24 protein-coding genes are annotated in these 24,436 nt (G+C 64.7%); 13 read left to right on the forward strand and 11 right to left on the reverse strand.

The window, feature by feature from the left end; all coding sequences use genetic code 11:
* Positions 1 to 2 precede the first annotated feature (2 nt).
* The 6 genes from AC56QQ_RS25680 (at position 3) to AC56QQ_RS25705 (ending at position 5,737) form a co-directional block, all read left to right on the forward strand.
* Complete coding sequence (locus AC56QQ_RS25680) at positions 3 to 782, forward strand: SDR family NAD(P)-dependent oxidoreductase (RefSeq protein ID WP_497123852.1); 780 nt, start codon at positions 3 to 5, stop codon at positions 780 to 782.
* Positions 783 to 814: 32 nt separating this feature from the next.
* Positions 815 to 1,813: an AraD1 family protein gene (araD1, locus tag AC56QQ_RS25685; RefSeq protein ID WP_497123853.1), complete on the forward strand. Its 999-nt coding sequence runs from the start codon at positions 815 to 817 to the stop codon at positions 1,811 to 1,813.
* Between the two features lie 52 nt (positions 1,814 to 1,865).
* Positions 1,866 to 2,891: an ABC transporter substrate-binding protein gene (locus AC56QQ_RS25690; RefSeq protein WP_497123854.1), complete on the forward strand. Its 1,026-nt coding sequence runs from the start codon at positions 1,866 to 1,868 to the stop codon at positions 2,889 to 2,891.
* 76 nt (positions 2,892 to 2,967) lie between these two features.
* Positions 2,968 to 4,071 carry an ABC transporter ATP-binding protein gene (locus AC56QQ_RS25695; RefSeq protein WP_497123855.1) on the forward strand — a complete coding sequence of 368 codons (1,104 nt, stop codon included), beginning with the start codon at positions 2,968 to 2,970 and terminating at the stop codon, positions 4,069 to 4,071.
* The gene (locus AC56QQ_RS25700) at positions 4,068 to 4,940 is read left to right on the forward strand and encodes an ABC transporter permease (protein WP_497123856.1); all 873 of its coding nucleotides are present in this window, start codon (positions 4,068 to 4,070) and stop codon (positions 4,938 to 4,940) included. The genes AC56QQ_RS25695 and AC56QQ_RS25700 overlap by 4 nt, the downstream gene beginning before the upstream one ends.
* The gene (locus AC56QQ_RS25705; protein ID WP_497123857.1) at positions 4,937 to 5,737 is read left to right on the forward strand and encodes an ABC transporter permease; all 801 of its coding nucleotides are present in this window, start codon (positions 4,937 to 4,939) and stop codon (positions 5,735 to 5,737) included. Before AC56QQ_RS25700 ends, AC56QQ_RS25705 begins: the two co-directional genes overlap by 4 nt.
* Positions 5,738 to 5,752: 15 nt before the next feature.
* Here AC56QQ_RS25705 and AC56QQ_RS25710 read toward each other — a convergent pair whose 3' ends face one another.
* The 7 genes from AC56QQ_RS25710 to AC56QQ_RS25740 form a co-directional block, all read right to left on the reverse strand.
* Positions 5,753 to 7,156 (reverse strand): FAD-binding oxidoreductase, encoded by a 1,404-nt coding sequence (locus tag AC56QQ_RS25710; protein ID WP_497123858.1) that lies wholly within the window; start codon positions 7,154 to 7,156, stop codon positions 5,753 to 5,755.
* A 145-nt stretch (positions 7,157 to 7,301) separates the two neighbouring features.
* Positions 7,302 to 8,561 (reverse strand): ABC transporter substrate-binding protein, encoded by a 1,260-nt coding sequence (locus AC56QQ_RS25715; protein ID WP_497123859.1) that lies wholly within the window; start codon positions 8,559 to 8,561, stop codon positions 7,302 to 7,304.
* 48 nt (positions 8,562 to 8,609) lie between these two features.
* Entirely contained in the window at positions 8,610 to 9,041 is a 432-nt protein-coding gene (locus tag AC56QQ_RS25720) for a DUF4440 domain-containing protein (RefSeq protein WP_497123860.1), read from the reverse strand.
* On the reverse strand, positions 9,038 to 10,093 hold the full coding sequence (locus tag AC56QQ_RS25725) for an aldo/keto reductase (protein ID WP_497123861.1): 1,056 nt from the start codon (positions 10,091 to 10,093) through the stop codon (positions 9,038 to 9,040). The genes AC56QQ_RS25720 and AC56QQ_RS25725 overlap by 4 nt, the downstream gene beginning before the upstream one ends.
* A complete protein-coding gene (locus tag AC56QQ_RS25730; protein WP_091576721.1) occupies positions 10,090 to 10,443 on the reverse strand; it encodes a TIGR04076 family protein in 354 nt (117 codons plus the stop codon). The genes AC56QQ_RS25725 and AC56QQ_RS25730 overlap by 4 nt, the downstream gene beginning before the upstream one ends.
* Positions 10,436 to 10,927: a DUF3830 family protein gene (locus AC56QQ_RS25735; protein ID WP_497123862.1), complete on the reverse strand. Its 492-nt coding sequence runs from the start codon at positions 10,925 to 10,927 to the stop codon at positions 10,436 to 10,438. The genes AC56QQ_RS25730 and AC56QQ_RS25735 overlap by 8 nt, the downstream gene beginning before the upstream one ends.
* Positions 10,924 to 11,658, reverse strand: a complete 735-nt coding sequence (locus AC56QQ_RS25740; RefSeq protein WP_497123863.1) for a GntR family transcriptional regulator — start codon at positions 11,656 to 11,658, stop codon at positions 10,924 to 10,926. The genes AC56QQ_RS25735 and AC56QQ_RS25740 overlap by 4 nt, the downstream gene beginning before the upstream one ends.
* A 127-nt stretch (positions 11,659 to 11,785) precedes the next feature.
* Between AC56QQ_RS25740 and AC56QQ_RS25745 the strand changes: the two genes are divergently transcribed.
* The 5 genes from AC56QQ_RS25745 to AC56QQ_RS25765 are packed head-to-tail and all read left to right on the forward strand — an operon-like array spanning position 11,786 to position 16,518.
* Positions 11,786 to 12,586: an ABC transporter ATP-binding protein gene (locus AC56QQ_RS25745; RefSeq protein ID WP_497123864.1), complete on the forward strand. Its 801-nt coding sequence runs from the start codon at positions 11,786 to 11,788 to the stop codon at positions 12,584 to 12,586.
* Entirely contained in the window at positions 12,583 to 13,332 is a 750-nt protein-coding gene (locus AC56QQ_RS25750) for an ABC transporter ATP-binding protein (RefSeq protein ID WP_497123865.1), read from the forward strand. Before AC56QQ_RS25745 ends, AC56QQ_RS25750 begins: the two co-directional genes overlap by 4 nt.
* Positions 13,329 to 14,237 (forward strand): branched-chain amino acid ABC transporter permease, encoded by a 909-nt coding sequence (locus AC56QQ_RS25755; RefSeq protein WP_497123866.1) that lies wholly within the window; start codon positions 13,329 to 13,331, stop codon positions 14,235 to 14,237. Before AC56QQ_RS25750 ends, AC56QQ_RS25755 begins: the two co-directional genes overlap by 4 nt.
* Positions 14,234 to 15,217, forward strand: a complete 984-nt coding sequence (locus tag AC56QQ_RS25760; protein ID WP_497129120.1) for a branched-chain amino acid ABC transporter permease — start codon at positions 14,234 to 14,236, stop codon at positions 15,215 to 15,217. Before AC56QQ_RS25755 ends, AC56QQ_RS25760 begins: the two co-directional genes overlap by 4 nt.
* The gene (locus AC56QQ_RS25765; protein WP_497123867.1) at positions 15,214 to 16,518 is read left to right on the forward strand and encodes an NAD(P)/FAD-dependent oxidoreductase; all 1,305 of its coding nucleotides are present in this window, start codon (positions 15,214 to 15,216) and stop codon (positions 16,516 to 16,518) included. The genes AC56QQ_RS25760 and AC56QQ_RS25765 overlap by 4 nt, the downstream gene beginning before the upstream one ends.
* Before the next feature lie 19 nt (positions 16,519 to 16,537).
* Here AC56QQ_RS25765 and AC56QQ_RS25770 read toward each other — a convergent pair whose 3' ends face one another.
* From AC56QQ_RS25770 to AC56QQ_RS25785, 4 genes are read right to left on the reverse strand one after another with little or no spacing between them, the layout of a single operon-like run.
* The gene (locus AC56QQ_RS25770) at positions 16,538 to 17,194 is read right to left on the reverse strand and encodes a GntR family transcriptional regulator (RefSeq protein ID WP_497123868.1); all 657 of its coding nucleotides are present in this window, start codon (positions 17,192 to 17,194) and stop codon (positions 16,538 to 16,540) included.
* A gap of 16 nt (positions 17,195 to 17,210) precedes the next feature.
* Positions 17,211 to 18,521 carry an aspartate aminotransferase family protein gene (locus AC56QQ_RS25775; RefSeq protein WP_497123869.1) on the reverse strand — a complete coding sequence of 437 codons (1,311 nt, stop codon included), beginning with the start codon at positions 18,519 to 18,521 and terminating at the stop codon, positions 17,211 to 17,213.
* A complete protein-coding gene (locus AC56QQ_RS25780) occupies positions 18,522 to 19,580 on the reverse strand; it encodes a phosphotransferase (RefSeq protein WP_497123870.1) in 1,059 nt (352 codons plus the stop codon). It lies immediately after the preceding gene.
* A complete protein-coding gene (locus tag AC56QQ_RS25785; RefSeq protein WP_497123871.1) occupies positions 19,577 to 20,878 on the reverse strand; it encodes an ArgE/DapE family deacylase in 1,302 nt (433 codons plus the stop codon). Before AC56QQ_RS25785 ends, AC56QQ_RS25780 begins: the two co-directional genes overlap by 4 nt.
* Positions 20,879 to 21,055: 177 nt before the next feature.
* Between AC56QQ_RS25785 and AC56QQ_RS25790 the strand changes: the two genes are divergently transcribed.
* Positions 21,056 to 21,703, forward strand: coding sequence for a GNAT family N-acetyltransferase (locus tag AC56QQ_RS25790; RefSeq protein ID WP_489860190.1), 648 nt, complete (start codon positions 21,056 to 21,058; stop codon positions 21,701 to 21,703).
* Positions 21,700 to 24,411 (forward strand): winged helix-turn-helix domain-containing protein, encoded by a 2,712-nt coding sequence (locus tag AC56QQ_RS25795; RefSeq protein ID WP_497123872.1) that lies wholly within the window; start codon positions 21,700 to 21,702, stop codon positions 24,409 to 24,411. Before AC56QQ_RS25790 ends, AC56QQ_RS25795 begins: the two co-directional genes overlap by 4 nt.
* The last annotated feature ends 25 nt before the right edge of the window (positions 24,412 to 24,436 follow it).

The raw sequence follows: 24,436 nt of genomic DNA on the forward strand, positions 1-24,436 counted from the left end.
CGATGACGAATGAAATCGGCAGCTACGCGACCTACCCAAGCCTCAAGGGCCGCAGCGTCTTCATAACCGGCGGCGGCAGCGGCATCGGCGAAAGCCTGGTCCGCCATTTCTGCGCGCAAGGCAGCCGTGTCGCCTTCGTCGACCTGGCGGAGGAACCTTCACGGCGCCTGGTCGACGCGATCGCGGCCGACGGGCATGCCGCGCCGCTGTTCATTCCCTGCGACCTGCGCGATGTCGAAGAGCTGCAAGCAGCCACGGCGCAAGCAATGCGGCACAACGGTCCGATCCAGGTGCTGTGCAACAATGCCGGCAATGACGACCGCCACCAGACCAAGGACGTGACGGTCGCCTACTGGGACGACCGCATGGCGGTCAATCTGCGCCACCAGTTCTTCGCGGCGCAGGCGGTGCGCCCGCAGATGAGCGGGCTGGGCGGCGGCTCGATCATCAATTTCGGCTCCATCACCTGGATGGTCGGCGATCCCGATTGCCCAGCCTATGTCACCGCGAAAGCCGCCGTTTACGGCATGACGCGGGCATTGGCGCGCGAACTCGGCCCCGAGCGCATTCGCGTCAACTGCATGGTGCCGGGCTGGGTGATGACCGAGCGCCAGATGCGGCTGTGGCTGAACCCGGCTGGTGAGCGTCAGATCGAGGAGAGGCAGTGCCTGCCCGACCGGCTGCAGCCCGCCGATATCGCGCGCATGGCGCTGTTCCTCGCCGCCGACGACAGCCGCATGTGCACAAGCCAGCAGTTCATCGTCGATGCGGGCTGGGTGTGACCCACACGGTCTCAAGGGAAGAAGGGTATTTCATGCGTCTTGTTCAGTACAGAATGCCAGATGGCAGCAGGCGGGTCGGCCATGTCTCCGATGACGGCAATCACCTGCACCCGCTCGAAAAGACCAGCACCGTGCTGGAACTGGCAGAGGCGGCAATCGCCGAGGGCGCGTCGATCGCATCGCTGGTGGAGAAGCGGACAGGCGTCGCAACGATCGACTATGACGAGCTGTTGCGCGATGGCCGCGTGCTGGCCCCTGTCGACCATCCGGAACCGGCGCGCTTCCTGGTCACCGGCACGGGCCTGACCCATACCGGAAGCGCCGCCGCGCGCGACAAGATGCATGTGCTGACCCACGGCGAGGATGCCGAGGAATCGGATTCGCTGAAGATCTTCCGCATGGGCTTGGAGGGCGGCAAGCCCGGCGCTGGCAAGATCGGCGTCCAGCCGGAGTGGTTTTTCAAAGGTGTCGGCACCTGCGTTGTGCCGCCCGGTGCTGAGCTGCCGATGCCGGCGTTCGCGAAAGCCGGGGCAGAGGAAGCCGAGATCGTCGGGCTTTATCTCAATGGGCCGGACGGCCATCCCTATCGCATAGGCTATGCGCTCGGCAACGAATATTCCGACCATGTGACGGAAGCCGAGAACTACCTCTATCTCGCCCATTCCAAGCTCCGTTCCTGCTCGATCGGCCCGGAGCTGCTGATCGGCGACCTCCCCGACGAAGTGCGCGGCCATTCCCGCATCCTGCGCGACAGCGCCGTCATCTGGGAGCAGGAGTTCCTGTCGGGCGAAGCGCACATGTCGCACTCGATCGCCAATCTCGAACACTTCCATTTCCGCTACCCGATGCACCGCAGGGCGGGCGACCTGCATGCCTATTTCTTCGGTGCGGCGGTGATGAGCTACGCCTCCGGCATCAAGACGGCCTCCGGCGACGAGTATGAAATTCAGGCACAGACATTCGGCAAGCCACTGCGCAACCGGATGGTTTCGGTGCCGGACGAGGGACTGGTCGCTGTCACGCAGCTGTGACGGCGAGGGTCCGGAAATAGCGGTCCACCAGAACGACAATGGGAGATTGAAAATGGGACTGAAAAAACTGTTTCTAAGAATGGCGACAATCGGGCTCGGCATCGGCCTGATGACATCGGCGGCCCTGGCCGCGAACCTGCGGGTTCTGGCCTGGGACGGCTACGCCGACCCGGACTGGGTGAAGGATTTCACGGCGGCAACCGGCATCGGCGTCGATGTCGTCTTCATCGGCAGCGATGACGAGATCTGGGCCAAGATCAAGGGCAGCGAAGGGCAAGACTTCGACGTCTTCGCCGTCAACACCGCCCAGCTGCAGCGCTACATCAAGGCCGATCTGGTGTCGCCGATCGACATCACCAAGCTGGCCAACCAGAAGGAAGTGCTGCCGCGCTTCCGCGATCTGTCTCAGGTCAGCGGCGACACCAAGGACGGCAAGGTCTACGGCATTCCGTTCTGCTTCGACTCCATCGGCCTGATCTACGACACCGACAAGGTCAAGCCGGCGCCGACGTCGATGTCGGTCCTGTGGGACCCGGCCTACAAGGGCAAGGTGCTGGCCTACGACAATGGCGAGCACAATTTCTCGTTCACCGCGCTGACGCTCGGCTACAAGGATCCGTTCAATCTCAACGAAGAGCAGATGGCGGCGGTCAAGGCCAAGCTGGTCGAACTCAAGCGCAACGTGCTGAGCTTCTACACCACCGCCGACGAGGCGCAGCAGATCTACCAGAACAATGACGTTGCCCTGATCTGGGCCAATTACGGCCAGCAGCAGGTCAAGGCGCTGCAGAAGATCGGCGCCCATGTCGCCTACGTCAATCCGAGCGAGGGCGCGCTTGCCTGGCTCGACAACTGGGTCATTTCCAAGGGCGTTCGCGACAATGCGGCCGCCGAGAAATGGATCGACTTCATGCTGAGCAAGAAGGTCAGCGGCGAGCTTTCCGAGCGCACCGGCTTCGGCAACACGGTGACCGAAACCGGCAGCGCCGGCGGCAATGACAAGCTGGTCTGGCTCAACAATGTCGAAGACCCGCTCAAGCGTTCGGACATGTGGAACGAGGTCAAGGCCACGCCCTGATCTTTCCTCACCCTGACTTCGAAGGACCCGGCGGTCCGGACATTCCGGACCGCCGCAGCGTATGCGAGAATATCTTATGAACCAGAACACCGACCTGCTGACGCTGCGGTCCGTCTCGAAATCCTACGGCACGGTTCCCGTGCTGCACGACATCGACCTGTCGATCCGCGACGGTGAGTTCCTGACCGTTCTCGGGCCCTCCGGCTCCGGCAAGACCACGGTGCTGCGGCTGATCGGCGGGCTGGAGCCGCTGACCTCGGGCGAGATCCGGCTGGACGGCCAGGACATCGGCCACATGCCGATCAACCGGCGGCCGTTCAATACCGTGTTCCAGGACTATGCGCTGTTCCCGCACCTCACCGTTTCCGGCAATGTCGGCTATGGGCTTTCGGTTCGCCACGTGCCGCGCAAGGAGATCGTGCGCCGCGTCGCGGAGGCCCTGGAACTTGTCCAGCTTGGGCGTTTTGCCGATCGCTTTCCAGCACAGCTCTCCGGCGGCCAACGCCAGCGCGTCGCGCTGGCCCGTGCGCTGATCTGCCAGCCGCGCCTGATCCTGCTCGACGAGCCGCTGGCCGCGCTCGACCTCGAGCTGCGCCGGCAGATGCAGGAGTTCCTGAAATCCATCCAGCGCGAAATCAAGACCACCTTCCTGTTCGTCACCCATGACCAGGAAGAAGCCATCGGCATGGCCGATCGGATCTGCGTGATGGAAGCCGGCCATATCCGCCAGCTCGGCACGCCGCACGATCTCTACTACAAGCCGAATTGCGAATTCGTCGCGCGCTTCTTCGGCGAGAACAATCTGGTGGCCGGACAACTCGGGATGGTCCAGGGCGAGCTGCGATCGATCGAGACGGCGCTCGGGCGCCTCATCTGCTCGATCAGTGGCCAGCCGCATTTGAAAGCCGCACCGGATGGCGCCAGCGCCTACGCGGCGTTCCGCCCCGAGGCCCTGCACCTCGCCGATACACAGGGCACCGACAACCGTTTTTCCGGCACGATCGCCGATCTGGCCTTTGCCGGCTCATCGACCGTCGCCACCATCGCGGCCGGCACCGGCAATGCCGTGCAACGCCTGCGGCTGCGCGTGCCAAGCCGGGTCGACGGCAGCGCGCTGAAATCCGGCGAGACGGTATCGCTTTCGTTTGCGCCGCATGAAGGCCATCTGGTGCTGGCATGAGCGAAGCCGGTTCGATGCAGCCCGCGGAAAGACGGTTGTCGCTGTTGGTGACGGTGCTGGCCTTCGCCTTGCCGGTGCTCTTCGTCCTGGTGCCGCTGGCGATCTTCCTCGGCTACAGTTTCTTCAGCGTCGACCAGGGCACGATCGTTTACGGGCTGTCGCTCGGCAACTATGTCCGCTTCTTCACCGACCCGATCTTTCTGCCGGTGTTCTGGAACACCATCGTGCTGTGTGTATCGGTGGCCATCATCTGCATCCTGCTCGCCTATCCCGCCGCCTATTTCCTGACGACGCTGAAAGGGCGCTGGCGTTACGCCTTGCTGATGCTGCTGCTGGTGCCGTTGCTGATGAGCTACGTCATCAAGATCTATGCGATCCGCAGCATCCTTGGTCTCAACGGCTTCCTCAACAAGGCGCTGGTGGCGGTCGGCATCCTGCAGCAGCCGTCGACGCTTTTCGTATTCAACATGAATGCCATCCTGCTGACGCTGACGCTGCTGCTGATCCCCTTCGCCATCCTGCCGATCTTCCTGTCGCTGGAGCGTATCCCGCAGGTTCTGCTGCGCGCCTCCGACGATCTGGGGGCGAGCGGATTGCAGACATTCCTGCGCATCACCTTGCCGCTAAGCCTGCCCGGAGTCGCCTCGGCGGCGAGCTTCGTCTTCGTGCTGGCGATCGGCGATTTCCTGACGCCGCAAATGGTCGGCGGGATCAGCGGCTTCACTTTCGGCCGCATCCTCTACAGCCAGTTCGGCACGGCCTACAACTGGCCGTTCGGCGCGGCGCTGTCGGTGGCGCTGGCGGTCGTGGTGATCGCCGCCATTCTCATTGGCGAACGCTTCGGGCGCAATCGGGGGACGTCGATATGAGCGCCCTGCCCCGGCTGTCCACCGTCCTTCTGGCAGCGATCACGACACTGGTTGCGGTGCTGCTCTACAGCCCGCTGTTCGTGCCGATCGTGTCGTCGTTCTTCACCATTTCGCATGGCGATGTCGACTGGTCGTCACCGACACTGTCGACCTATGTGGCGTTGGCCGAGAACCATGACATCCTGGCCGCCTTGCGCACCACACTGATCGTCGGTGTCTGCACCGTCGTCCTGTCGGTGGTGAGCGGAACGCTGCTGGCGCTCTACTATCACGGACGCCGGGCCGGGCGTTCGGTGCTGCAGTTCATCATCTTCCTGCCGTTCCTGATGCCGCCGATCATCAGCGGCCTGGCGCTGCTGATCTTCTTCCGCGAGATCCACCTCGAACGCTCGCTGCTGACTGTCATCATCGGACACACGGTCTTCGTGCTGGCGATCGTCTACCGCACGGTGCTGACGCGGTTGCAGTCGATGAGCCGCACGCTGGTCGAAGCATCCTACGATCTTGGCGCCACCGGCTGGCAGACGTTCTGGCGCATCATCCTGCCAAACCTGTCGAGCGCGATGGTCGGCGGGGCTATCCTGGCTTTTGCCCTGTCGTTCGACGAGACGATGATCACCATCCTGGTCACAGGCACGCAAAGCACGTTGCCGGTCAGGCTGTGGGCGATGATGCGGCTTGGCTTTTCACCCGACATCAATGCGCTGGTGGCGCTGATCCTGATGTTCACCGTGCTGCTCTGCGTGCTTGCCGCCCGTTTTCTTATTCCCAGGCAAGTCGCGACGGAACGGACCTGAGTTACCGGGCAACTGTCATCGAGGCAAGGCAGACGGGTTGAGGTCGAAGACCCGCCCGGGATTGAGGATGTTCTTCGGGTCGAGTGTCGCCTTCAGCCGCCGCATCGTGGCGATCTCGGCGTCGCTGCGGACCAGAGGCAGCCACTTCTTCTTGTCGAGGCCGATGCCATGTTCGGCCGAAACGCCACCTCCGGCCGCCGCCACGCCGCGATAGACGCAATCGTATGCCGCCGCCGGATCCACCGTACGGACCTGATAGTGCAGATTGCCGTCGCCGAGATGGCCGAACACATAGATGTCGGCGCCGGGGTCGAAGGCGTGGATGGCAGCGTCCGCTTCCCGCAGGAAGGCGTCCATGCGCGCCAGCGGGACGCTGATATCGACGCTGACCAGGTCTTTTATCGAAAACAGAACGCGATTGGCATCCTCGCGCACATCCCAGAGCGCCCGGAATTCGCGCGGCGACTGCGAGACGACCACATCGTCGATCACGCCATCCTCGACCGCCTGCATCAACACCTCGGCGAAGCGCTCGCCGTCGCGTTCCGGCTCGCTGCCTTGGATCTCGGCCAGCACATAGGCAGGCGAGCCCGGCGGCAGCGGCGCCGGCATGGCCATGCTGGCGACCATGACGTCATAGAGCGGTGCGAAGTTGACCTCGTAGGCGGACAGGAGCGGGCCGAGCTTTTGCCGGAGCAGCCCAAGCAAAGCGATCGCCGCATCGAGCGAAGCGAGTGCGCAGAAGGCGTTGACCTCGGAGGCCGGCTTGGGATGCAGCCGGAGCGCGGCGCGCGTGACGACGCCGAGGGTTCCTTCCGTGCCGATGAAGAGCTGGCTGAGGTCGTATCCGGAATTGTCCTTGGGCAGGCCCTTGAGCGAGGTCAGCACGCTGCCATCGGCAAGCACCGCCTCCAACCCCAGCACCTGCGCCCGGTACATGCCGTAACGCAGTACGCGAATGCCGCCGGCATTGGTGGCGACATTGCCGCCAATCGTTGCCGAGCCACGGGCCCCAATATCGACGCCGAACATCAGCCCGACGCCGTCGGCCGCTTCCTGCACCGCCTGCAGTGTCGCGCCCGCTTGCGCGACGATGCTGGCCGCCTGGTGATCCGGCGCGGCAAGGCCGGCCATGCGCTCCAGCGAGAGCACGATCTCACCCGGCTGCACGCGCGCAGCGCCGGTCAGCCCGGTACGTCCGCCCTGCACGACAACTGGCTGGCCGAGATTGTTGCATGCGGCCAGCGCAGCCGCGACACAATCGGTGTCGCGCGGGCGCAGCACCGCTTCCGGGAGCGCGCCAAGCCTGCCCTCCGGATCGTCGCGATAGCGTTGGTCTACGTCGGAGCCAGCGAGCACGCCGCCCGCGCCCAACCGATTACCGAGAGCAGAGAGCAGCTGTTGGGTTTCAGGCGACATCGGCCAATCCTATTCATGATCGACTGCCGGTCAAACCCAGCCCGTGCAGGCCCCGTCCGCACGGCCGCCCGGGACAATGCCGACAGGCCAACCGTCCGGCATCGTTCACGATGGGATCGGATCGACGCCGGACAACAGGATCGTCTTACTGAAGCTTGGCCTGCAGCGCGTTGACGTCGTCGCTGGTCATTTCGCCGTCGGTCGTCACCTTGCCGTCGACAATCTTCCACAGCCGGAACGGGCCGGTGATGTCGCCATACTTGTCGAAGGCGACCGGACCGATGACGCCTTCATAGCGGATCGGCTTGCCGTCCTTGATCAGGCCGAGCGCCTTGGCGAATTCGTCCTTGCCGGCAAAGATAGGCGTGCCGGCCGGGTCTACCGCCTTGTACATCGCGTCCTTGATCTTGGCCGGATCCTCGGAGCCGGCGATGGCGATAGCGAGGCCGACGATGGCGCCGGCGTCATAGGAACGGTCGGCGGCTGGATTGGACGGCTCGATGCCGGAAAATTCCTTGTAGTTCTTCATGAAGTAGTCGGTCGATGCGGTCGGGCTGGTGCCCGACGACGTGCCATAGGCATCCTTCAGATAGTCGGCGCCGACCGACTCGATGAAGTCCGGGCTGTTCATGCCGTCATTGAGCAGGAATTTCTGCACGCCGCCTTGCGAAATCCAGGTGCGGGCAACGGTTGCTCCGTCGACAGGCGTGCTGACGAGATAGAGCCCGTCCGGTTCGCCGGCCATCGCCGCCGTGACTTCCGAGGCATAGCTCGACTGCTTTTCGTTGTATGGCGTGTCGGAGACGATGGTGCCGCCGAGCGCTTTGTAGGCGCGCGAGAATTCGGCCACCATGTTGACGCCGAAGTCGTTGTTGACGTGGATGATCGACAGCTTCTTGAAGCCCTTGTCGATGGCGTATTTGGCGGCGGCGACGCCCTGCAGCGCGTCCGACGTAATGGTGCGGAAGAAGATGCCGTTGGTCTTGCCGTCGCGGCCGAGTGCCGTCAGCGTCGGCGAGGACGAAGCCGGCGACACCTGGACGATCTTTGCCGGCGCGGTGACCGAAGTCAGGATCGGGATCGACACCGAGGAGATGATGCCGCCGATGATGACCGGCACCTTCTTGACCTGAACCAACTGGGTCGCCGCGTCGACGGCGATGTTGCCCTGGCTCTGGCTGTCGCGCGTGTCGGTGGCCAGATCGCAGCCGCGCACGCCGCCGGCGGCGTTGATGTCACGGAAGGCCATTTCGACCGACTTGGCGCCGGCCTGGCCGTACTCGCCGGCCGGACCGGTCAGTTCCATGACGAGGCCGACGGTGATCTTGCAATCAGCGGCCTGCGCCGCGCCGGCCATCGTCACGAGCGCGAGCGCGGTGGTGAGTTGGAGTATCGTCTTTGTCATTGTTGTTCCCCTTTCGTTACTCGACTGTATTTGATCTCTGGAGCCTGTTCAGCTTTCCGGCACCTGCAGCCAGGTTTCATGCAGATGCCGCCATTGGACGCCGTTGGGCGCCGATGAACTGGTGGTGAAGACGGCGCTCGACTGGCGACGGCTGCGCTTGCCGGCGCGCAGTTGCGCCTCGACGTAGAAGACGACGACCGTGCCGGCGTCCTGCCAACCGGGTCGGATATCCTCGATCGAAATGGTGAAGCCGTCGTCGCAAGAGGCGCGGCTTGAGCGGACATGATCGACGACCGCGTCGCGATCGAGGACCTTGCCGTCCGGCGCGACCATGCCGAAGCCGTCGCCCATGGCACGCTCGAAACGGCTGAAATCCGCCTTGTCGGCGCGCTCCGCGACGAACCACTCGACGAAGAAGCGATGCAGGTCGATGACCTCGGCGCTGGCCCTGGAAAACAGCGTCTTATTGATGGCGCTCATGTCCGGCCCGCGTTCAGATTGTAGTGCATGATCGAACCGTGGCGGCCGTGACGGTCGCGCTCCAGCGTGTAGACGTCGCCCAGGGGGCCTTGGCTTTGCGCGATCACGGCGGCGATCCCCGCCATGTCCTCGGCGTCGAGCGCAACGTCCATGATCTTGGCATTGGCAAGCGCATGCGCCTGGTTGCGGGCACCGACGATGACGGCCGCCACTTGCGGCTGCTGCAGCACCCAGGCGCTGGCGACGGTGGCGACGTCGACGCCATGGCGATCGCCGACAGTCTTCAGCGCCCGAAGCAGCTGCTGGAACAGCTCCCAGCCGCCAAAGTCATCGATGATCAGCTTGTATTTGACCAGCGAACGGTTTTCGAGCGGCGTGGCGGGCTCGGCCACGCCAAGCCATTTGTCGCTGAGGAAGCCACCGGCAACAGAGCCGTAGCAGAGGAAGCTGACGCCGTTTTTCGCGGCAAGGCCCGCCAGGCTGTTCGCTGGCCGCTGGTCGAGCACGGAATATTGCAGCTGCTGGCTGACCAGGGGGATGCCGGCGGCGAGGATTTCGGCCAGCCGAGGGGTGTCGAAATTGGTGGTGCCAAGATTGCGCACCTTGCCTTCGAGCCGAAGCTCGTTGAGCCAGCCCATCGCCTCGACATAGCCGGCTATCGCATAGTCCCACCAGTGGAACTGCACGAGATCGAGCCGTTCGGTCTTCAGCCGCCGCAGCGACTGGTCGACGATGCCCCTGATATAGTCGCGGCTGATGCTAGCAAGCCTTTCAAGGTCAGGCACCAGCTTGGTGTGCACCTTCATCCTGGCGGCGACGTCGAGGCCGCGCTCGCTGGCCAGCCGCAGGCGCGCGGCACCGATGAGTTCCTCGACACCGGTGTAGATGTCGGCGCAATCATAGGTCCAGATGCCGGCATCGAAGGTAGCGATCAGGTCGGTGACCGCTTGGCTGCGATCGATGGCGCCGTGGCCGCCGGCCAGTTGCCAGCCACCGCGAATGACGCGCGAGATCGTGTAGCCGGGGCCGAGTTCGAAGGTCTTGGCGGTCATCTCTGGTCATTCTCCTTCGGCAGCGGCACGGCCGTGGTTTCGGCATGGCTGAACCGCCGCTTGCCGGTCCTGACGATCCTCAGCCGGCTGGCGCAATTGGGATCGGGACAAGCGATCTCGGCATCCGAGGTCATCCAGTCATTCCTGTCGGTCGGGCGCTGCTTGGCCGCCAGCAGCGGCAACACGGCGGCGAGCGAATAGATCGAAAAGCCTTGCCCGGCCGGCATCGACAGCATCTCGCCCTTGAGCTCGAAATAGTCGCCGGCCCTGGCCCCGCAATAGATCGGCTTGCCCTCGGGGATGACCGCCTCGACGCGAAGGTCGAAGAGCTCGAAACTGTCGTCAGCCATTTGAGGCCTCCACCAGGCTGAAGGTGATGTCGCAGGCGCCGTTGCGCCGGATCACACCGCAGGCGGCGGCGAACTGATCGCGGTCTTCGGCAAGCACCTGCGCCACCACGCTGCCGGCGAGCCAGCCGATCGGGAACAACAGCCGCGCGCCCTGCCCGTAGAACAGGCCGATGTCGAAGATCGCGTTGGGGTTGCCACCCCACATGCGTGGCGGCACATAGGACAAGACAATGTCACCGGGCTGCGGCGTCAGCGTCGCGTTCTCCGCCGGCAACGGCCTGGCATAGGCCTGCCCCTCAAGATCGGCTGATGGAACCGGGCAGGAGATTTCGGGCCCCGTCCACATCGCATGAATGCCCGGGACGACGCGCGGCGTGCCGAGATACGCCTGGAGGAAGGCGGCGTTTTCCGGCGCCTTCTCCGGCAGCATTAGCGCCGTCACGGAAAGCTTCGATCGCGGCTCGGTGATGCTGATGGCAGTCATGTCTGGTCTTTCGCGGCAGCGGCTTGCAATTTGCTGCGCAGGAAGGTGAAGGGCCGGCTGATGTCGGCGACCAGCGACTCGCGCGCTGCCTGCGCATCCTGCGTGGACAGGGCCGTCACGATGCGGCGGTGATACTGGGCGGTGTCGACCTCGCCGGCTTCCGAGAAAGCGTAGATGGCGACACGAATGCAAGGTCCCGATTGCAGCCACAGGCTCTCGATCATCGGGATCAGCACGGCCGAGCCGCAGGAGCGGTAGATCTCGAAATGAAAGCTCTGGTTGAGCGTCACCTCACGATCGACGTCCTTCTTGTGTTTCAGCGCCCGCATCTCGTCCCATTCGCCCAGAATGGTCTCGATGGTGGCGATCTGGCGTGGACCCATGCGGGCGGCGGCAAGCGCGATGGCCTCGCCCTCGATCAGGATGCGGGCCCGCAAGAGATCGTCTAGCCGCTCCAGCGTGATCGGAGGCACCCGCACCGAACGGTTGGGCAGCGCCTCCAGCGCCTTTTCGGTGATCAGCCGGCCAAGCGCCTCGCGCACCGGCATGGTCGAGGTGACCAGCGCGTCGGCGAGGCCACGGATGGTCAGCACCTGGCTTGGCTCGAACAGGCCGCCGATCAAGGCGCGGCGCAGTTCGGAATAGACGCGATCCTGCACGGTCTCGCGGCCGACCGGCGCAAGCTGGGCAGCGATCACCTCGTTGTTCTTTTCGATGGCAGCCTTTTGCATGGAATTCCGTTCTTGGCCGGTTTTCGGCTTGCGGACGAAATTAAAGCCGAATAGCGTGATCAAAGCAAGTGTGATCACAAATCAAAAATCAGGAGGCGGCGATGATCGTCTTCGGCCAGAGGGTTTGATGAGCGAGGCAGCCAAACGGCAAAGGGAGGAAAACCGCGCCCCGGTTCTGGCGGCAAGGAATGTCGTCAGGCGTTTCGGCGGTCTCGTCGCCGTCAACGATGTCTCGTTCGATGTCAGGGCGGGAGAAATCCTTGGCCTCATCGGACCAAACGGCGCCGGCAAGACGACGATGTTCGACCTGCTCGCCGGCAGCATCTTGCCAAGCAGCGGCGAGATCTTCCTCAACGGTGCGCGCGTCTCGGGGGAAGCCGCGCATCTGCGCATCAGTCGTGGCCTCGGCCGCACTTTCCAGATCCCTCGCCCGCTGCCCAACCTGACGCTGATCGAAAACATCATGCTGGCGGCGCAGGGCCAGGCCGGCGAAAAATTGCTCGCCAACTTCGTCACGCCGTGGCGGGTGGCGGCGCAGGAAAGAGCGGCCAGGGCAAAAGCGCTCGAACTGCTGGAACTCGTCACCCTCACCCACCTCGCGCATGAACCGGCGCGCGTGCTTTCCGGCGGCCAGCGCAAGCTGCTCGAACTCGCCCGCGTGATGATGGCCGACCCGGCGATCATCCTGCTCGACGAACCGGCGGCAGGCGTCAACGCGACGCTGCTCGAAGTCATCATCGACCGCATCCGCGACATCAACGCGCGCGGCATCACCTTCCTGCTGATCGAGCACAATATCGACATGGTGACACGGCTCTGCCATCGCGTCCTCGTCATGGCGAGCGGCCAGTTGCTCAGCGAAGGCACGGCGGAAGAGGTCGCTCGCGACCCACGCGTCATCGAGGCCTATCTCGGAGGCACCGCATGAGCGAAACCGTCCTCGATGTCCGCGACCTGGAAGCCGGTTACGAACCCGGCGTGCCGATCGTGCGCGGCGCGTCGATCACCGTCAACAAGGGGGAGATCGTCGTTGTCCTCGGCCCCAACGGCGCCGGCAAGTCGAGCTTTATCAAGGCGATCTCCGGCCTCGTCCCGATCACCGGCGGCATGGTGTTTCTGGACGGCAAGGACATCACCGCCGCACCGGCCCACACCATGGTACGGCTTGGCCTCGCCTTCGTGCCGCAGACCGAAAATATCTTTCCGCTGATGTCGGTCGAGGACAATCTCAGGGTCGCCTGCGGCATCCTCGAGCGGCGCGAAATCCCTGCCCGCCTCGAGGAAATGTATGCGGCTTTCCCCGACCTCGTCCGCCAGCGCCGCACCGCCGCCGGCAACCTGTCGGGCGGACAGCGGCAGATGCTCGCCGTCGCGCGGGCGCTGATCGTCCATCCCAAGGTGCTGGTGCTCGACGAACCGTCGGCCGGCCTGTCGCCGAAATTCGTGGCGATGGTGTTCGAGATGCTGGCCGGCATCCGCAAGTCCGGCGTCACCATCCTGCTGGTCGAACAGAACGCCAAGGCAGCACTTGCCATCGGCGACCGCGCCTATGTGCTGGTCGAGGGCAAGGACCGGCACGAAGGCATTGCCTCCGAACTGTGGAACGATCCCGTCGTCGCCGAACTCTACCTCGGCCAGCGCCCGCTGCACGCCGAGAAAGGAGGCGCGGCATGAGCCTGCAATTTGTCGTCGACGGGTTGCTGACCGGCTCGATGATCGGCTTGGGCGCGATCGGCGTGACGCTCACCTATTCGATCCTGCGCTTCTCGAATTTCGCCCATGGCGACTTCATGGCCTGGGGCACCTATGCGACGCTCGCCGTCGTCAGCGCCATCGGCGCGACATTCGGCAAGGTGGCGCCCATCGCGCCACTGTCCTTCGGCTGGCCGCTCCTTGTCGCACTGGTCGTCGGGATGGCATTCACCGCACTCCTGGCGCTGCTGCTGGACAGAGTGCTGTTCGCGCGGTTGCGCTCGCAAGGCCAGGCCATCATCGTGGTGATGGCGAGCTTCGGCGCCTCGATGGCGCTCCGGAGCCTGCTCGAATTCACCTTCACCTCGCGCCCGACCTATTTCAGCCGGGCGATCCAGATCGCCATGCCTGTCGGCTTCGGCATCCGCATCACGCCCGACCAGATCGCCCTTTTGCTGCTGACCGCCGTGCTCGTGCTCGGCGTGCATCTGTTGATGACACGCACGCAGACCGGCCGCTCGATGCAGGCCTTGAGCCAGAACGCGGCACTTGCCCGCATCGTCGGCATCGACGTCGCCAGCGTGGTGCGCGTCACCTGGATCATCGGCGGGGCGCTGGCCTGCGTGGCCGGCGTGATGATCGGCATTCTAGTGCAGATCCGCCCCTTCATGGGCTTCGACATGCTGCTGCCGATGTTCGCCGCCGCTATCCTCGGTGGCATCGGCAGCATCCCCGGCGCCGTTCTCGGCGGCCTGATCATCGGGCTCGCCGAAGCCGGCGCGGTGCAGCTGATCGGCGCCGAATGGCGCGCCGCCGTCTCCTTCATCATCCTGATGGCGGTGCTGTTCGTGCGGCCGATCGGCCTTTTTGGTGTGAGGGAACGCTGATGGATCTGCTCGGCTATGGCGCCTTCTTCCTGACCACCGCGCTGATCTTTTCGCTGGTCACGCTGGGGCTCAATCTGCAGTGGGGCCTGACCGGTCTGTTCAATGTCGGCCTCGCCGGCTTCGTCGCCATCGGTGCCTACACCTCGGCGCTGCTGACGACACCGGACGACGCCGCGCGGCTCGGCGGCTTCGGCCTGCCGATCCTTGTCGGCTGGTTCGGTGCCATGGTCGTCGGCGGCATCGCCGCCGCGCTTACCGGCATGGCCACGCTGCGGCTCAGATCCGACTATCTGGCGATCACCACCTTCGGCGTCGCCGTCGTCGTGCAACTGGTGGCACTCAACGCGCAGAAATTGACCGGTGGTCCGTTCGGCATCGGCTTCATCCCGCGCCCCTTCGGCAGCCTCGCCGAGACGCCGCTGCTGTTCAACCTCTCCAACCTCGCCGTCGTCTGCGCCGTCACGCTGATCGCCTATCTCGCCTTGGAGCACCTGTCGCGCAGCCCGTGGGGACGCGTGCTGAAGGCGCTACGCGAGGACGAACGGGCGGCGATCTCGCTGGGCAAGAGCGCGCGTTTCTACCGTGTCCAGGCCTTTGCCGTCGGCGGTGCCATCATGGCGCTGGCCGGCGCGCTGCAGGCGCATTTCACCGGCTTCATCGCCCCGGACAATTATCTGCCTATCCTGACCTTCCAGGTCTGGGTGATGCTGATCGTCGGCGGCTCGGGCAGCAATCTCGGCGCCGTCATCGGCAGCATCCTGGTGTGGGGGATATGGGCAGGGTCAGGCACGCTGACCAGCGTGCTGTTCCCACCGGAGCAGCAGGCCCGCGCCGCCTCGCTGCAGATCGTCGCCATCGGCGTCATGCTCTGCGTCATCCTGCTGATCCGGCCGAACGGCCTGTTCGGCGACAGGCCGCGGCGGCCACGCTTCGGCAAGCGGGCGAAGATCGCTGCGGCCAAGAGCAGTTCCGGGTCATGAACGCAGTAGTCCGGCCGGAGGCGCATGGCGCTTCGCTCTGGCATGCCGTCAGCCGCAACCACCGCGTCCGGCCGTCACTGCAAGGTGGCCTCGATGTCGACCTCGCCATCATCGGCGGCGGTTTTTCCGGTCTTTCAACCGCGTTGCACGCCGCCGGGAAAGGACTTTCCCTCGCCGTTCTCGAGGCGGAATTCGTTGCCTGGGGCGCGACCGGCAGGAATGCCGGTTTCGTCGTGCCGAACTTCGCCAAGATGGACCCTGACAGCATCCTTGCTCATCTTGGGTCCGAACGCGGCGAAAGGCTGATCGATTTCGCTGCCGGCAGCGCCGATCTGGTCTTCGACCTGATCAAGCAGCACGGCATCGACTGCGACGCACTGCAGAGCGGATGGATTCAGCCGGCGCATTCCCCCGCCGCGTTCGAAAAGGTCAGATCACGCGCCAACCAATGGGCGCAACGCGGCCGGCCGGTCGCAGCATTGGACCGGCAGGAGGTCGAAGCCCTGACGGGCGCCAAGGGCTATGTCGGTGGCTGGATGGACCGTTCGGGCGGCGTGCTCAATCCAGTGGGATACGCGCGCGGGTTGGCCGATACGGCGGAGAAGGCTGGCGCGCGCATCTTCGAACAGACACGCGTTACCTCGGTCGATCGCATGGCCGATGGGTGGGTGCTGAAAACGCCGGCGGGCTCGGTGCGCGCCGGCAAAGTGCTGATCGCCACCAACGCCTATGGCGGGCCGCTCCACCCCGCGCTGCAGCGAACCTACTTCCCGCTGAAAGTCTTCCAGATCGCCACCGCGCCGCTGCCGCGCGAGATACGCACCCGCCTGCTGCCCGGCGGGCAAGGCGTCGGCGACACCGGGCGCAATCTCTTCACCTTCCGCTTCGACGCCGAAAACCGGCTGATCAGCGGCGGCATGCATATCCTTGGCGCCGGCGCCGATACGCGCGTGCCGCGGGCGATCTGGCGACGGCTTGGCCATCATCTCGACCTGCCTGACCTGCCGCCGCTTGCCTACAGCTGGTCGGGAATGGCGGCGGTCGAACCGGATTTCCTGCCGCATCTCCTCGACCTTGGGCCGGGCCTGATCGCTGGTCGCGCCTGCAACGGACGCGGCATTGCCATGACCACGGCGATGGGCAAGGCGCTGGCCGACTGGGCCGCTGGAACCGACGCCCGCGACCTGCCGCTGCCCTTTGCGCCGCCGGCGCCGATCCCGTTCCATGCGCTGCTGCGGCACGCGCCCAACATGCTGCTAGGCTGGAGCATACTGCGCGATCGAATGGACGAGGCTGGATAGCGTGAAGCCGTGCGGAAGATCAGTCGGTCGTGCGAAGATTCTCGGAGAGAATCGCGGCCGCGACGGCGATGTCTTCTTCGAGGGATGCTCGAACCGCCGAACCGCTGTGCTGCTCCAACGCGGCAACGATCCTGCGATGCGCATCGTTCGACTGCGGGATGTAGCGATCGGCCTGCATCAGCAGCTTGAGATAGGGCCCTACCCGCCCCCAGAGGTCGCGGATCATGTTCAAAAGGATCGGCGCGCCGGCATGCTGGTAGATGGCGAAGTGGAAGGCCTCGTTCAGCGTGAGATAGGCCCTGGCGTCACCAGCCTCGATGGCGCGCTGCATGCCGTCGAGCGTGATCTGCAGGTCAACCAGCCCGCTTTCGGTCATCCGCGAGGCGGCCATCTCGCCCGCCAGTCCCTCGACGGCGATGCGAATGCGCGTCAGTTCCTCGAAGGCAGCCGCGGACAGCAAAGGCACGATGATCGAGCGGTTGTTCTGCATCTCGAGCAGCCGCTCGGCGACGAGCCTCTGCAGCGCCTCGCGGATCGGCGTCGTCGATATCCCAAACGTCTCGGCGAGCTTGCGGATGACCAGTGTCTGGCCCGGGCTGAAGCCACCTGAAATCAACTCCTGCTTGAGCGCGCCATAGGCGCGGTCGTTCAGGGTCTGATGTTCAAGCTTCAACATGCGCGGCCCGCTCCGATCACCATTGCGACAGTGCGCGATCGAGCGTCTCGGCCAGTTGCTCGGCATTGTCCCCGGCAAACGGCAGAGGCGGCCTGATCTTCAGCACATTGCCGCGCGGACTGCAGGATGAGATCAGCACGCCATCCTCGCGCATGGCTTCGACAACCGCTGACGTCTTGGCCGCGGCCACTGAGGCGTCGCCCTCGGCCGACAACTCGACGCCGAAATAGAGGCCATTGTGCCTGACATCGGCGACCATGCCGTGCCGGCTTTGCAGGGCGCTCAACAGGTCAGCCGTGTAGGCGCCGACCATGCGAGCATTCTCGATCAGCCCCTCGCCTTCGATCACGTCCAGAACGGCGATGCCGACGGCGGCCGCGACAGGATTGCCGCCGAAGGTGTTGAAGTAGCCAGTGTTGGAACCGAAGGAGGCAACGAGTCGCGGCCGCACGAGCACGGCTCCCATCGGATGCCCGGCGCCGATCGGCTTGCCCAGCGTGACGATATCGGGCTCGATGCCATAGTTGGCGAAGCCCCACATGCCCTGGCCGAGCCGTCCGAAGCCGGACTGCACCTCGTCGGCGATGACGATGCCGCCGGCGTTTTTGACGTGATCCGCCGCCTCGCGCATCACTGCAGCGTTGGGAAAGAAGATGCCGTCGCTGGAAAAAGCCGAGTCGAGGAGCATTGCTGCCGGACGGATATTCTGTGCGCGCATGCTGTCGATGGCGGCGGAGACATTTTCGGCAAAATCGTGCGCGGTTCGGCCATGGTCGCGAAACGTGTCGGGCGCGGCGACAGTGCGGTGGTGCGCGGGCACACCCTTTGCCCCGACCGCCGCCGGCGACAGCTGCGCGGTGGCGATCGTCGCACCGTGATAGGCGAAGTCGGTGATGATCACCCCGGTGCCGCCGCTGGAATGCTGGGCGATGCGGATGGCGAGGTCATTGGCCTCGCTGCCGGTACAGGTGAACATGGCATGTCCGAGATGGGGCGGACAGGTGCCGAGGAGCTTTTCCGCATAGTCGAGGATGATCTCGCTCAGATAGCGGGTGTGCGTGTTGAGCGTGGCGGCCTGCCCCGACAGGGCCTCGACGACGCGCGGATGGCAGTGCCCGACCGAGGCGACATTGTTGTAGGCATCGAGGAATTTCCGGCCCTGCGCATCGTAGAGCCAGACGCCGCTGCCGCGCACCAGATGGATGGGGTTGCGGTAGAAGGCGCGATAGGTCGGGCCAAGCAGTCTGGCGCGACGCTCGAGCAGCGCGCGCTGGGATGCCGTCGCGTCGGCATTTGCAGGGTTTGGCGAGGACTGGGACACGAGCATCTACTCCGGATTGGAATGGTCGAGGAAATAATGGCGGGCATCGGTGGACGACAGACCGTCCAGCCGTTCGAGCGAGGCCCAGACTTCCGCGCCGTGGCGCAGGACATAGTCTCGTTTGGCTGGAAATCGCTCCGCTTGCCAGGTGGCGATGTTCACGATGAGTGCAAGGCGGGCGCGGATCAGATTGAAAAGAATGCCGATCTCTTCGACCTCGAGCGGCTGCACCGATTGATAGCCGGCGACGAAGCGCGCGGCCGGTGCCAGTGGATGGCCTTCCGCCGGCCAGCGATAGACGGCGCCTATGGCGAGGTCACAGATCAGCGGCGAATGGATCATATCGCCGAAATCGAGGATGCCGCTCACGACTTCCGGCCGCGAAGCGTCCATCACCACATTGTAGGAGTTCATGTCGTTGTGGACGATCTGGGCGCGCAGTTTCGGGATGACCGGCGCCGCATGCTCCTCGAAGGCGTCGATCGCACGTTCGACCATGGCGCGCCGGCCAGCGTCAGTGATATGCGCCATCATCGGCCGCGTCTTGGCGACTTTGCGGATATCCCAGAGCAGATCGCTGCCGGCGGCCGGATGGAAGAAGCCGCGCAACGCCCGACCGAGGCGGGCGAGGAAGATGCCGAGATTGCGATCCTGCGCCGTTGATGCCGGCGAGCGCGAAAGCAACTGGCCGGGCAGATAGGTGACCAGCCGGATGATACGCGGCGCCGACCCACCGACGCTGACCGCGAATTGGGCTTCGCCCTGAAGGCTTTTGCGTACCGAGGGAACCGGCAGAGTGGGGTCGACCGCCAGGATATGGTCGAGCGCCTTGTTCTGGAAATCGGTGAAGCCGGGCTCTTCCGCCGGATGGGAGATTTTCAGGACGAACTCGCTCTCGCCGTCTGTCTGGATGTGAAAATTGTGGTCGCGTTCACCAGGCAATGGGCGCGCGGTGCCGGTGAGCCCGTAGTGCTGGCGCAAGATGGCGAGTGCGTCGGCTGTCGAAACGTGCGGCGCGCCCTCGGCGAGCGTGTCACCGAAAGCATCGGGTACGGCCGCGTTCATGATTTTGCCTCGGGAGCGACCGGTTCGAGGCCGCACCAGTCGGCAATGAACAGCGCGATGGTCTGGGTGACCTTGCGCACCGATTCCAGATCGACGGCTTCGTCATAGCCATGCGGCATGCGGCAGATCGGGCCGTAGACGATCGCCGGCGTGTCAGCATAAAGGCCGAAGAAACGCGCATCGGTCGTCGCCGAGGTAACGTGTTCCGTCAGCGGCTCCCCCCAGACCGCGACATGGCTGCGCCGCAGCACGGCTTCCATCTCGTCGGCCCCTTCCAGCACATAGCCCTCGGCCATGAAGCCGTTATAGGTCATCTTTGGCGGGCGATTGGCCAGGAACGGATCGGAGCGCGCCGCATCGGCGATGCACGCCTCGAGCTCGGCTCTGGCGTCCTCGAGCTTCTGGCCGGGATAGGTGGCGACGCGCATCTCGAACACACAGCGCGCCGGAACGCTCGATGTCCACTCGCCGCCTTCGATCTTGCCGAGGTTGAAGCGGATCGGATGCGGATGATCGCAAAAATGCGGGTCATCGACCTTGCGCGCGTTCCAGACGGTTTCGAGCTGCTTCAGCGCCTGGATGATGACGAATGCCTTTTCGATGGCATTGGCGCCGGCCGAGAAAGCGCCCGACGCGTGCTGCGGATCGCCATCGACCTCGACCCTGAACCAGATCGGCCCGACCTGCGCCCGCATCAGCCTCGGCTCCAGCGGTTCCGGGATGAAGGCGGCGTCGGCGCGGTAGCCGCGCTGCAGGCAAGCGAGCGCGCCATTGCCGGTGCACTCTTCCTCGACCACCGATTGCAGGAACACGTTGGCGGCCGGCTGATAGCCGATGCTGCGCAATGCGGTCAGTGCATAGAGACAGGCCGACAGGCCGGCCTTCATGTCGCCGGCGCCGCGGCCATGCATCCAGCCATCCTCGATCGCCGGATCGTAGGGATCACGCACCCAGCGGTCGAGCGGTCCCGTCGGCACCACGTCGATATGGCCATTGAGGATCAGCGAGCGGCCGGTCGCGTTTCGCGGCGTGTGGGTGGCAACGACGTTGAAGGCATCGTCATAGGAAACCGCCACGGGTGAAAAACCCGGCAGGTCGCGAATCGCATCGACATCGACACGCCACATATCGACCGCATAGCCATCCGCTTCATAGGCAGCCGCCATGAAGGATTGCGCGGCGTGTTCCTCGCCACGCTGGGAGGGAAAGCGCACGAGGTCCACCAGGAACGCGACTTGCCGCGCGAAGCCGTCATCGACCGCGCGCAAAATGGCTTCGTCGGCAATTCGCTCAGGCATGATATTCCGCTTTCCCGTGGATGGTGTATCATATCTCATATGCCATTTCCTGGAAAGCCAAAGAGACAGGTCAGGCCAAAACGATGGCCCAACCAGGGAACCTCTTGGCAGGCGGGCGCAGACTTGGCATCAGCTTAACGCATGCCAGCGAAATTGCGTGGCAGAGATCGAGGACAGATGCTGGTCACCGAAGGCGCATTGCCGGATGAAATCACCGATCTGTCGTCCGGCTACCGGCGCGTGCCGGCCGGCAAGATCGTCAATGCGGTGACCTGGATGGAAGCGCGCGCCCCGGTGCCGGGTCTCGCCCAGCCGCTGGCCATGACCCGGATCACCAAGCCCGACCGCACTTCGTACCGTGCGATCTTCCTCGAGATCGGCGCTCCCTGGCTGTGGGACCGCGCTGCAGAAATGTCGGATGCCGAAGTTGCCGCGCACTTCGCCGACCCCCGCCAGCATGTCTATTACGGCCATGATGATAGCGGCGACCATGTCGGCATGGTCGAATTCTCCGTGGCGGACGACAATGAGATCGAGATCACCTATTTCGGCCTGTTCCCGTCCTTGCCCGGCAGGGGCCTTGGCAAGCGGCTGATGGCCGGCGCGCTTGATCAGGCATGGCGCCTCAGCCCTCGCCGCATCTGGCTGCACACCAGTAGCATCGATCATCACAGCGTCATCGGTTTCTACCGGGCTTGCGGGTTTGAACCCTATGCGGCCGGTTTCGAAATCACCGACGACCCCCGGATCAAGGGAACCCTGCCGCGCGATGCGGCCCCGCAAATCCCGTTGATCGAAACGGAATGGGTGCCCGGCGCCAGATGAAACCGTCTTCGCAACCCGGCAGCCAGGCATCGCCCCATCATCGCCGGTGGGTAAGGCGCGAAAACATCCTGTCGAGGCTGGAGCGGCACATCAACACGCGCATCGTGCTGTTCGCCGCGCCTGCAGGCTTCGGCAAGTCGACGACGATGGCGCAGTGGGCGGCGGAAGTCGCGCGCCACGGACGGTTGACCGCATGGCTGTCCTGCGAAGCGACGGACAATGACGAAGGTGCCTTCCTGTCGCATCTGGTGGGGGCGCTGCGCCACCTCGTCCAGAACCCGGCCGAGCTCGACCTTGCCTTCCAGTCGAGCCCGATCCCGCAGCTCGACGTGGTGCTGGCAGCACTGGTCGCGGGTTTTGCGGCGCGCGACGCCGACATCACCCTGTTCTTCGACGACTTCCACGCCATCGAAGCGCCGGCGGTGAAGCGGTTTATGGAGCGGCTGACCCGGCAGGCGCCCGCCAACGTCGCCTTCGTCATCGGTTCGCGCAACCTGCCCGACCTGCAGCTCGGCAAGCTCAGGGTGCTTGGCGATGTTTTCGAAATCGGCCCGGACGATCTGCGCTTCGCCTCGTCAGAAGCCGAAGCCTTCTTCAACGACAAATTGGGCCTGAGCGTCAGCAGCGGCACGGTGGAGACCTTGTGCTCACGGACCGAAGGCTGGGCCGCTGGCCTGCAACTCGCCTCGCTGTCGCTCAGTGCCGCGCATGCGCCGGAAACCGTTATCGGCAATTTCACCGGCGCCAACCGCAACGTCGCCGATTTCTTGATGGGCGAAGTCTTCCTCGGGCTGCCGCCGGCGCTGGCGAAATTCCTGCTGCACAGTTCCATCTTCGAGCGCTTCAGCGCCGAGGCCTGCCGGGCGGTGATGCGCGCTGCAGAAGCCGAGGCTGATATCACGGAGATCGAGACCCGCAATCTGTTCCTGGTGCCGCTCGACGAGGAGCGGCGCTGGTTCCGCTATCATCATCTGTTCCACGACTTCCTCAGCCGCGAAATGGAACGGCGTGAACCGGAGATGATCGCACCGCTGCATCTGGCCGCCGCCGAATGGTTCGGCGAACGCAAGATGCTGACCGAGGCGATCGGACATGCGCTCGCCGCCGGCGACCAGGCCCGCGCGGCGGTGTTCGTCGAGAACAATGCGCTCGAACTCATCGCCCAGTGCCAACTGCTTTATGTGCGCCAGTTGCTGGCACTGCTGCCGAAGAAACTGGTCGACCAGCGCATCCGGCTGCAACTCGTCGTGTTGTGGCTGGCGGTGCACTCAAGCCAGCCCGAGATTGCCCAGCAGACGCTCGCCAATGCGCGCAAGCTCGTCGAGACCGGGCCGGCCGACGGCAAGGATCCGGGCACATTGACCGGCACGACGATCGAGGCAGAGATCGTGGTCCTCGAAGCCGCCGTGCACAGCACGCTGGAGCAGTTCGAGGCCGCGCGCGATACCGCGCTGGCCGCCCTGCGCATCATCGCCCCCGATGCCTGGTTCATGGAGGGTGCGACCGCCAATGTCATCGGCTACAATCTCTACGCGCTGGGCGACCTCGAAGGCGCACGCGCGGCAGCGGACGCGGCGCGCAAGGCGCATGAGCGAAGCGGCAGCCTGCTCGGCGTCACCATCGCCAATTGCTACATGGCAGTCATCGAGCGATCGGCCGGCCGCCTGCCCGCCGCCGAGCGGCTGCTGCGCAACACCATCATCGAGGCCAGGACGCGGATCGGGGCAAACTCCTATGCCGAGGCGCTCGCCGGAACGCTGCTCGCCGAACTCGCCTACGAGACCAACGCATCCGGCGAGGCGCTGACGCTGGTCGAGAATCTCGGGCCGCTGATCGAGGGCGCCGCGGTCATCGTCTATCCCCTGGCCAGCGTACCGACCTATGCCCGTGTGCTGCAGCTGACCGGTCGCGGTGACGCGGCATTGGATATGCTGGAACGCGTCTACCAGCGTGTGCGCGGCTCCGTCTACCGTCGCCTCGCTTCGGTGCTGGTGCATGATCGCATCCGGCTGCTCATCGACCAGAACCGCGTCGCCGAGGCACGCGCCCTGCTGAGCGAGCATCGCCGCGAAAGCGCTGAACCCGCCCCCACTGTCGCCAACGAATTCGAGTTCTTCGCCGAAGGCCGGCTGTTGACGGCGGAGAAATCCTACGCGGCCGCCGCGGCGCTTTTCGACACGCTGCTGGAGCGAACGAAAAGCAGCGGGCGCATGCGCCGCCACATACTGGCGCTGATCCTACGCGCCAAGAATGCCGGCCCGGACCAGCGCGAGGCCGATCGCCATCTCCTTGAAGCGCTACGCCTTGCCCAGCCTTCAGGTTTCATCCGCTCCTTCGTCGATGAGGGCAGGCCTGTTGTCGAAGGGCTGCTGCGGCTGCGCGCCGCTCAGGCAAAGACCGACCCCGCCCTTTCGGCCTATGCGACGCGCATCATCGATGCCGCGCAGACGATGCCTGTCGCGACACGCAAGCCCGCCGCACCAGCCGAGAAGGAACATCTGACCCAGCGCGAGTCCGAGCTGCTGCTCTGCCTGTCGGAAGGCCTGTCCAACAGGGATATCGCGGTGGCGCTGTCGGTTAGCGAGACGACGGTGAAATGGCATTTGAAGAACATTTTCGGCAAGCTCTCGGTATCGAACCGCGTCCAGGCCGTGCGCGCCGCGCAGGCCGCCGCGAACTTCCGCCCCCCTCCGAAAGGAGGGGCATAGGCATCTGGCACACCCCCTCTTTCGG

The organism is Mesorhizobium sp. RCAM 05099, assembly GCF_059683685.1.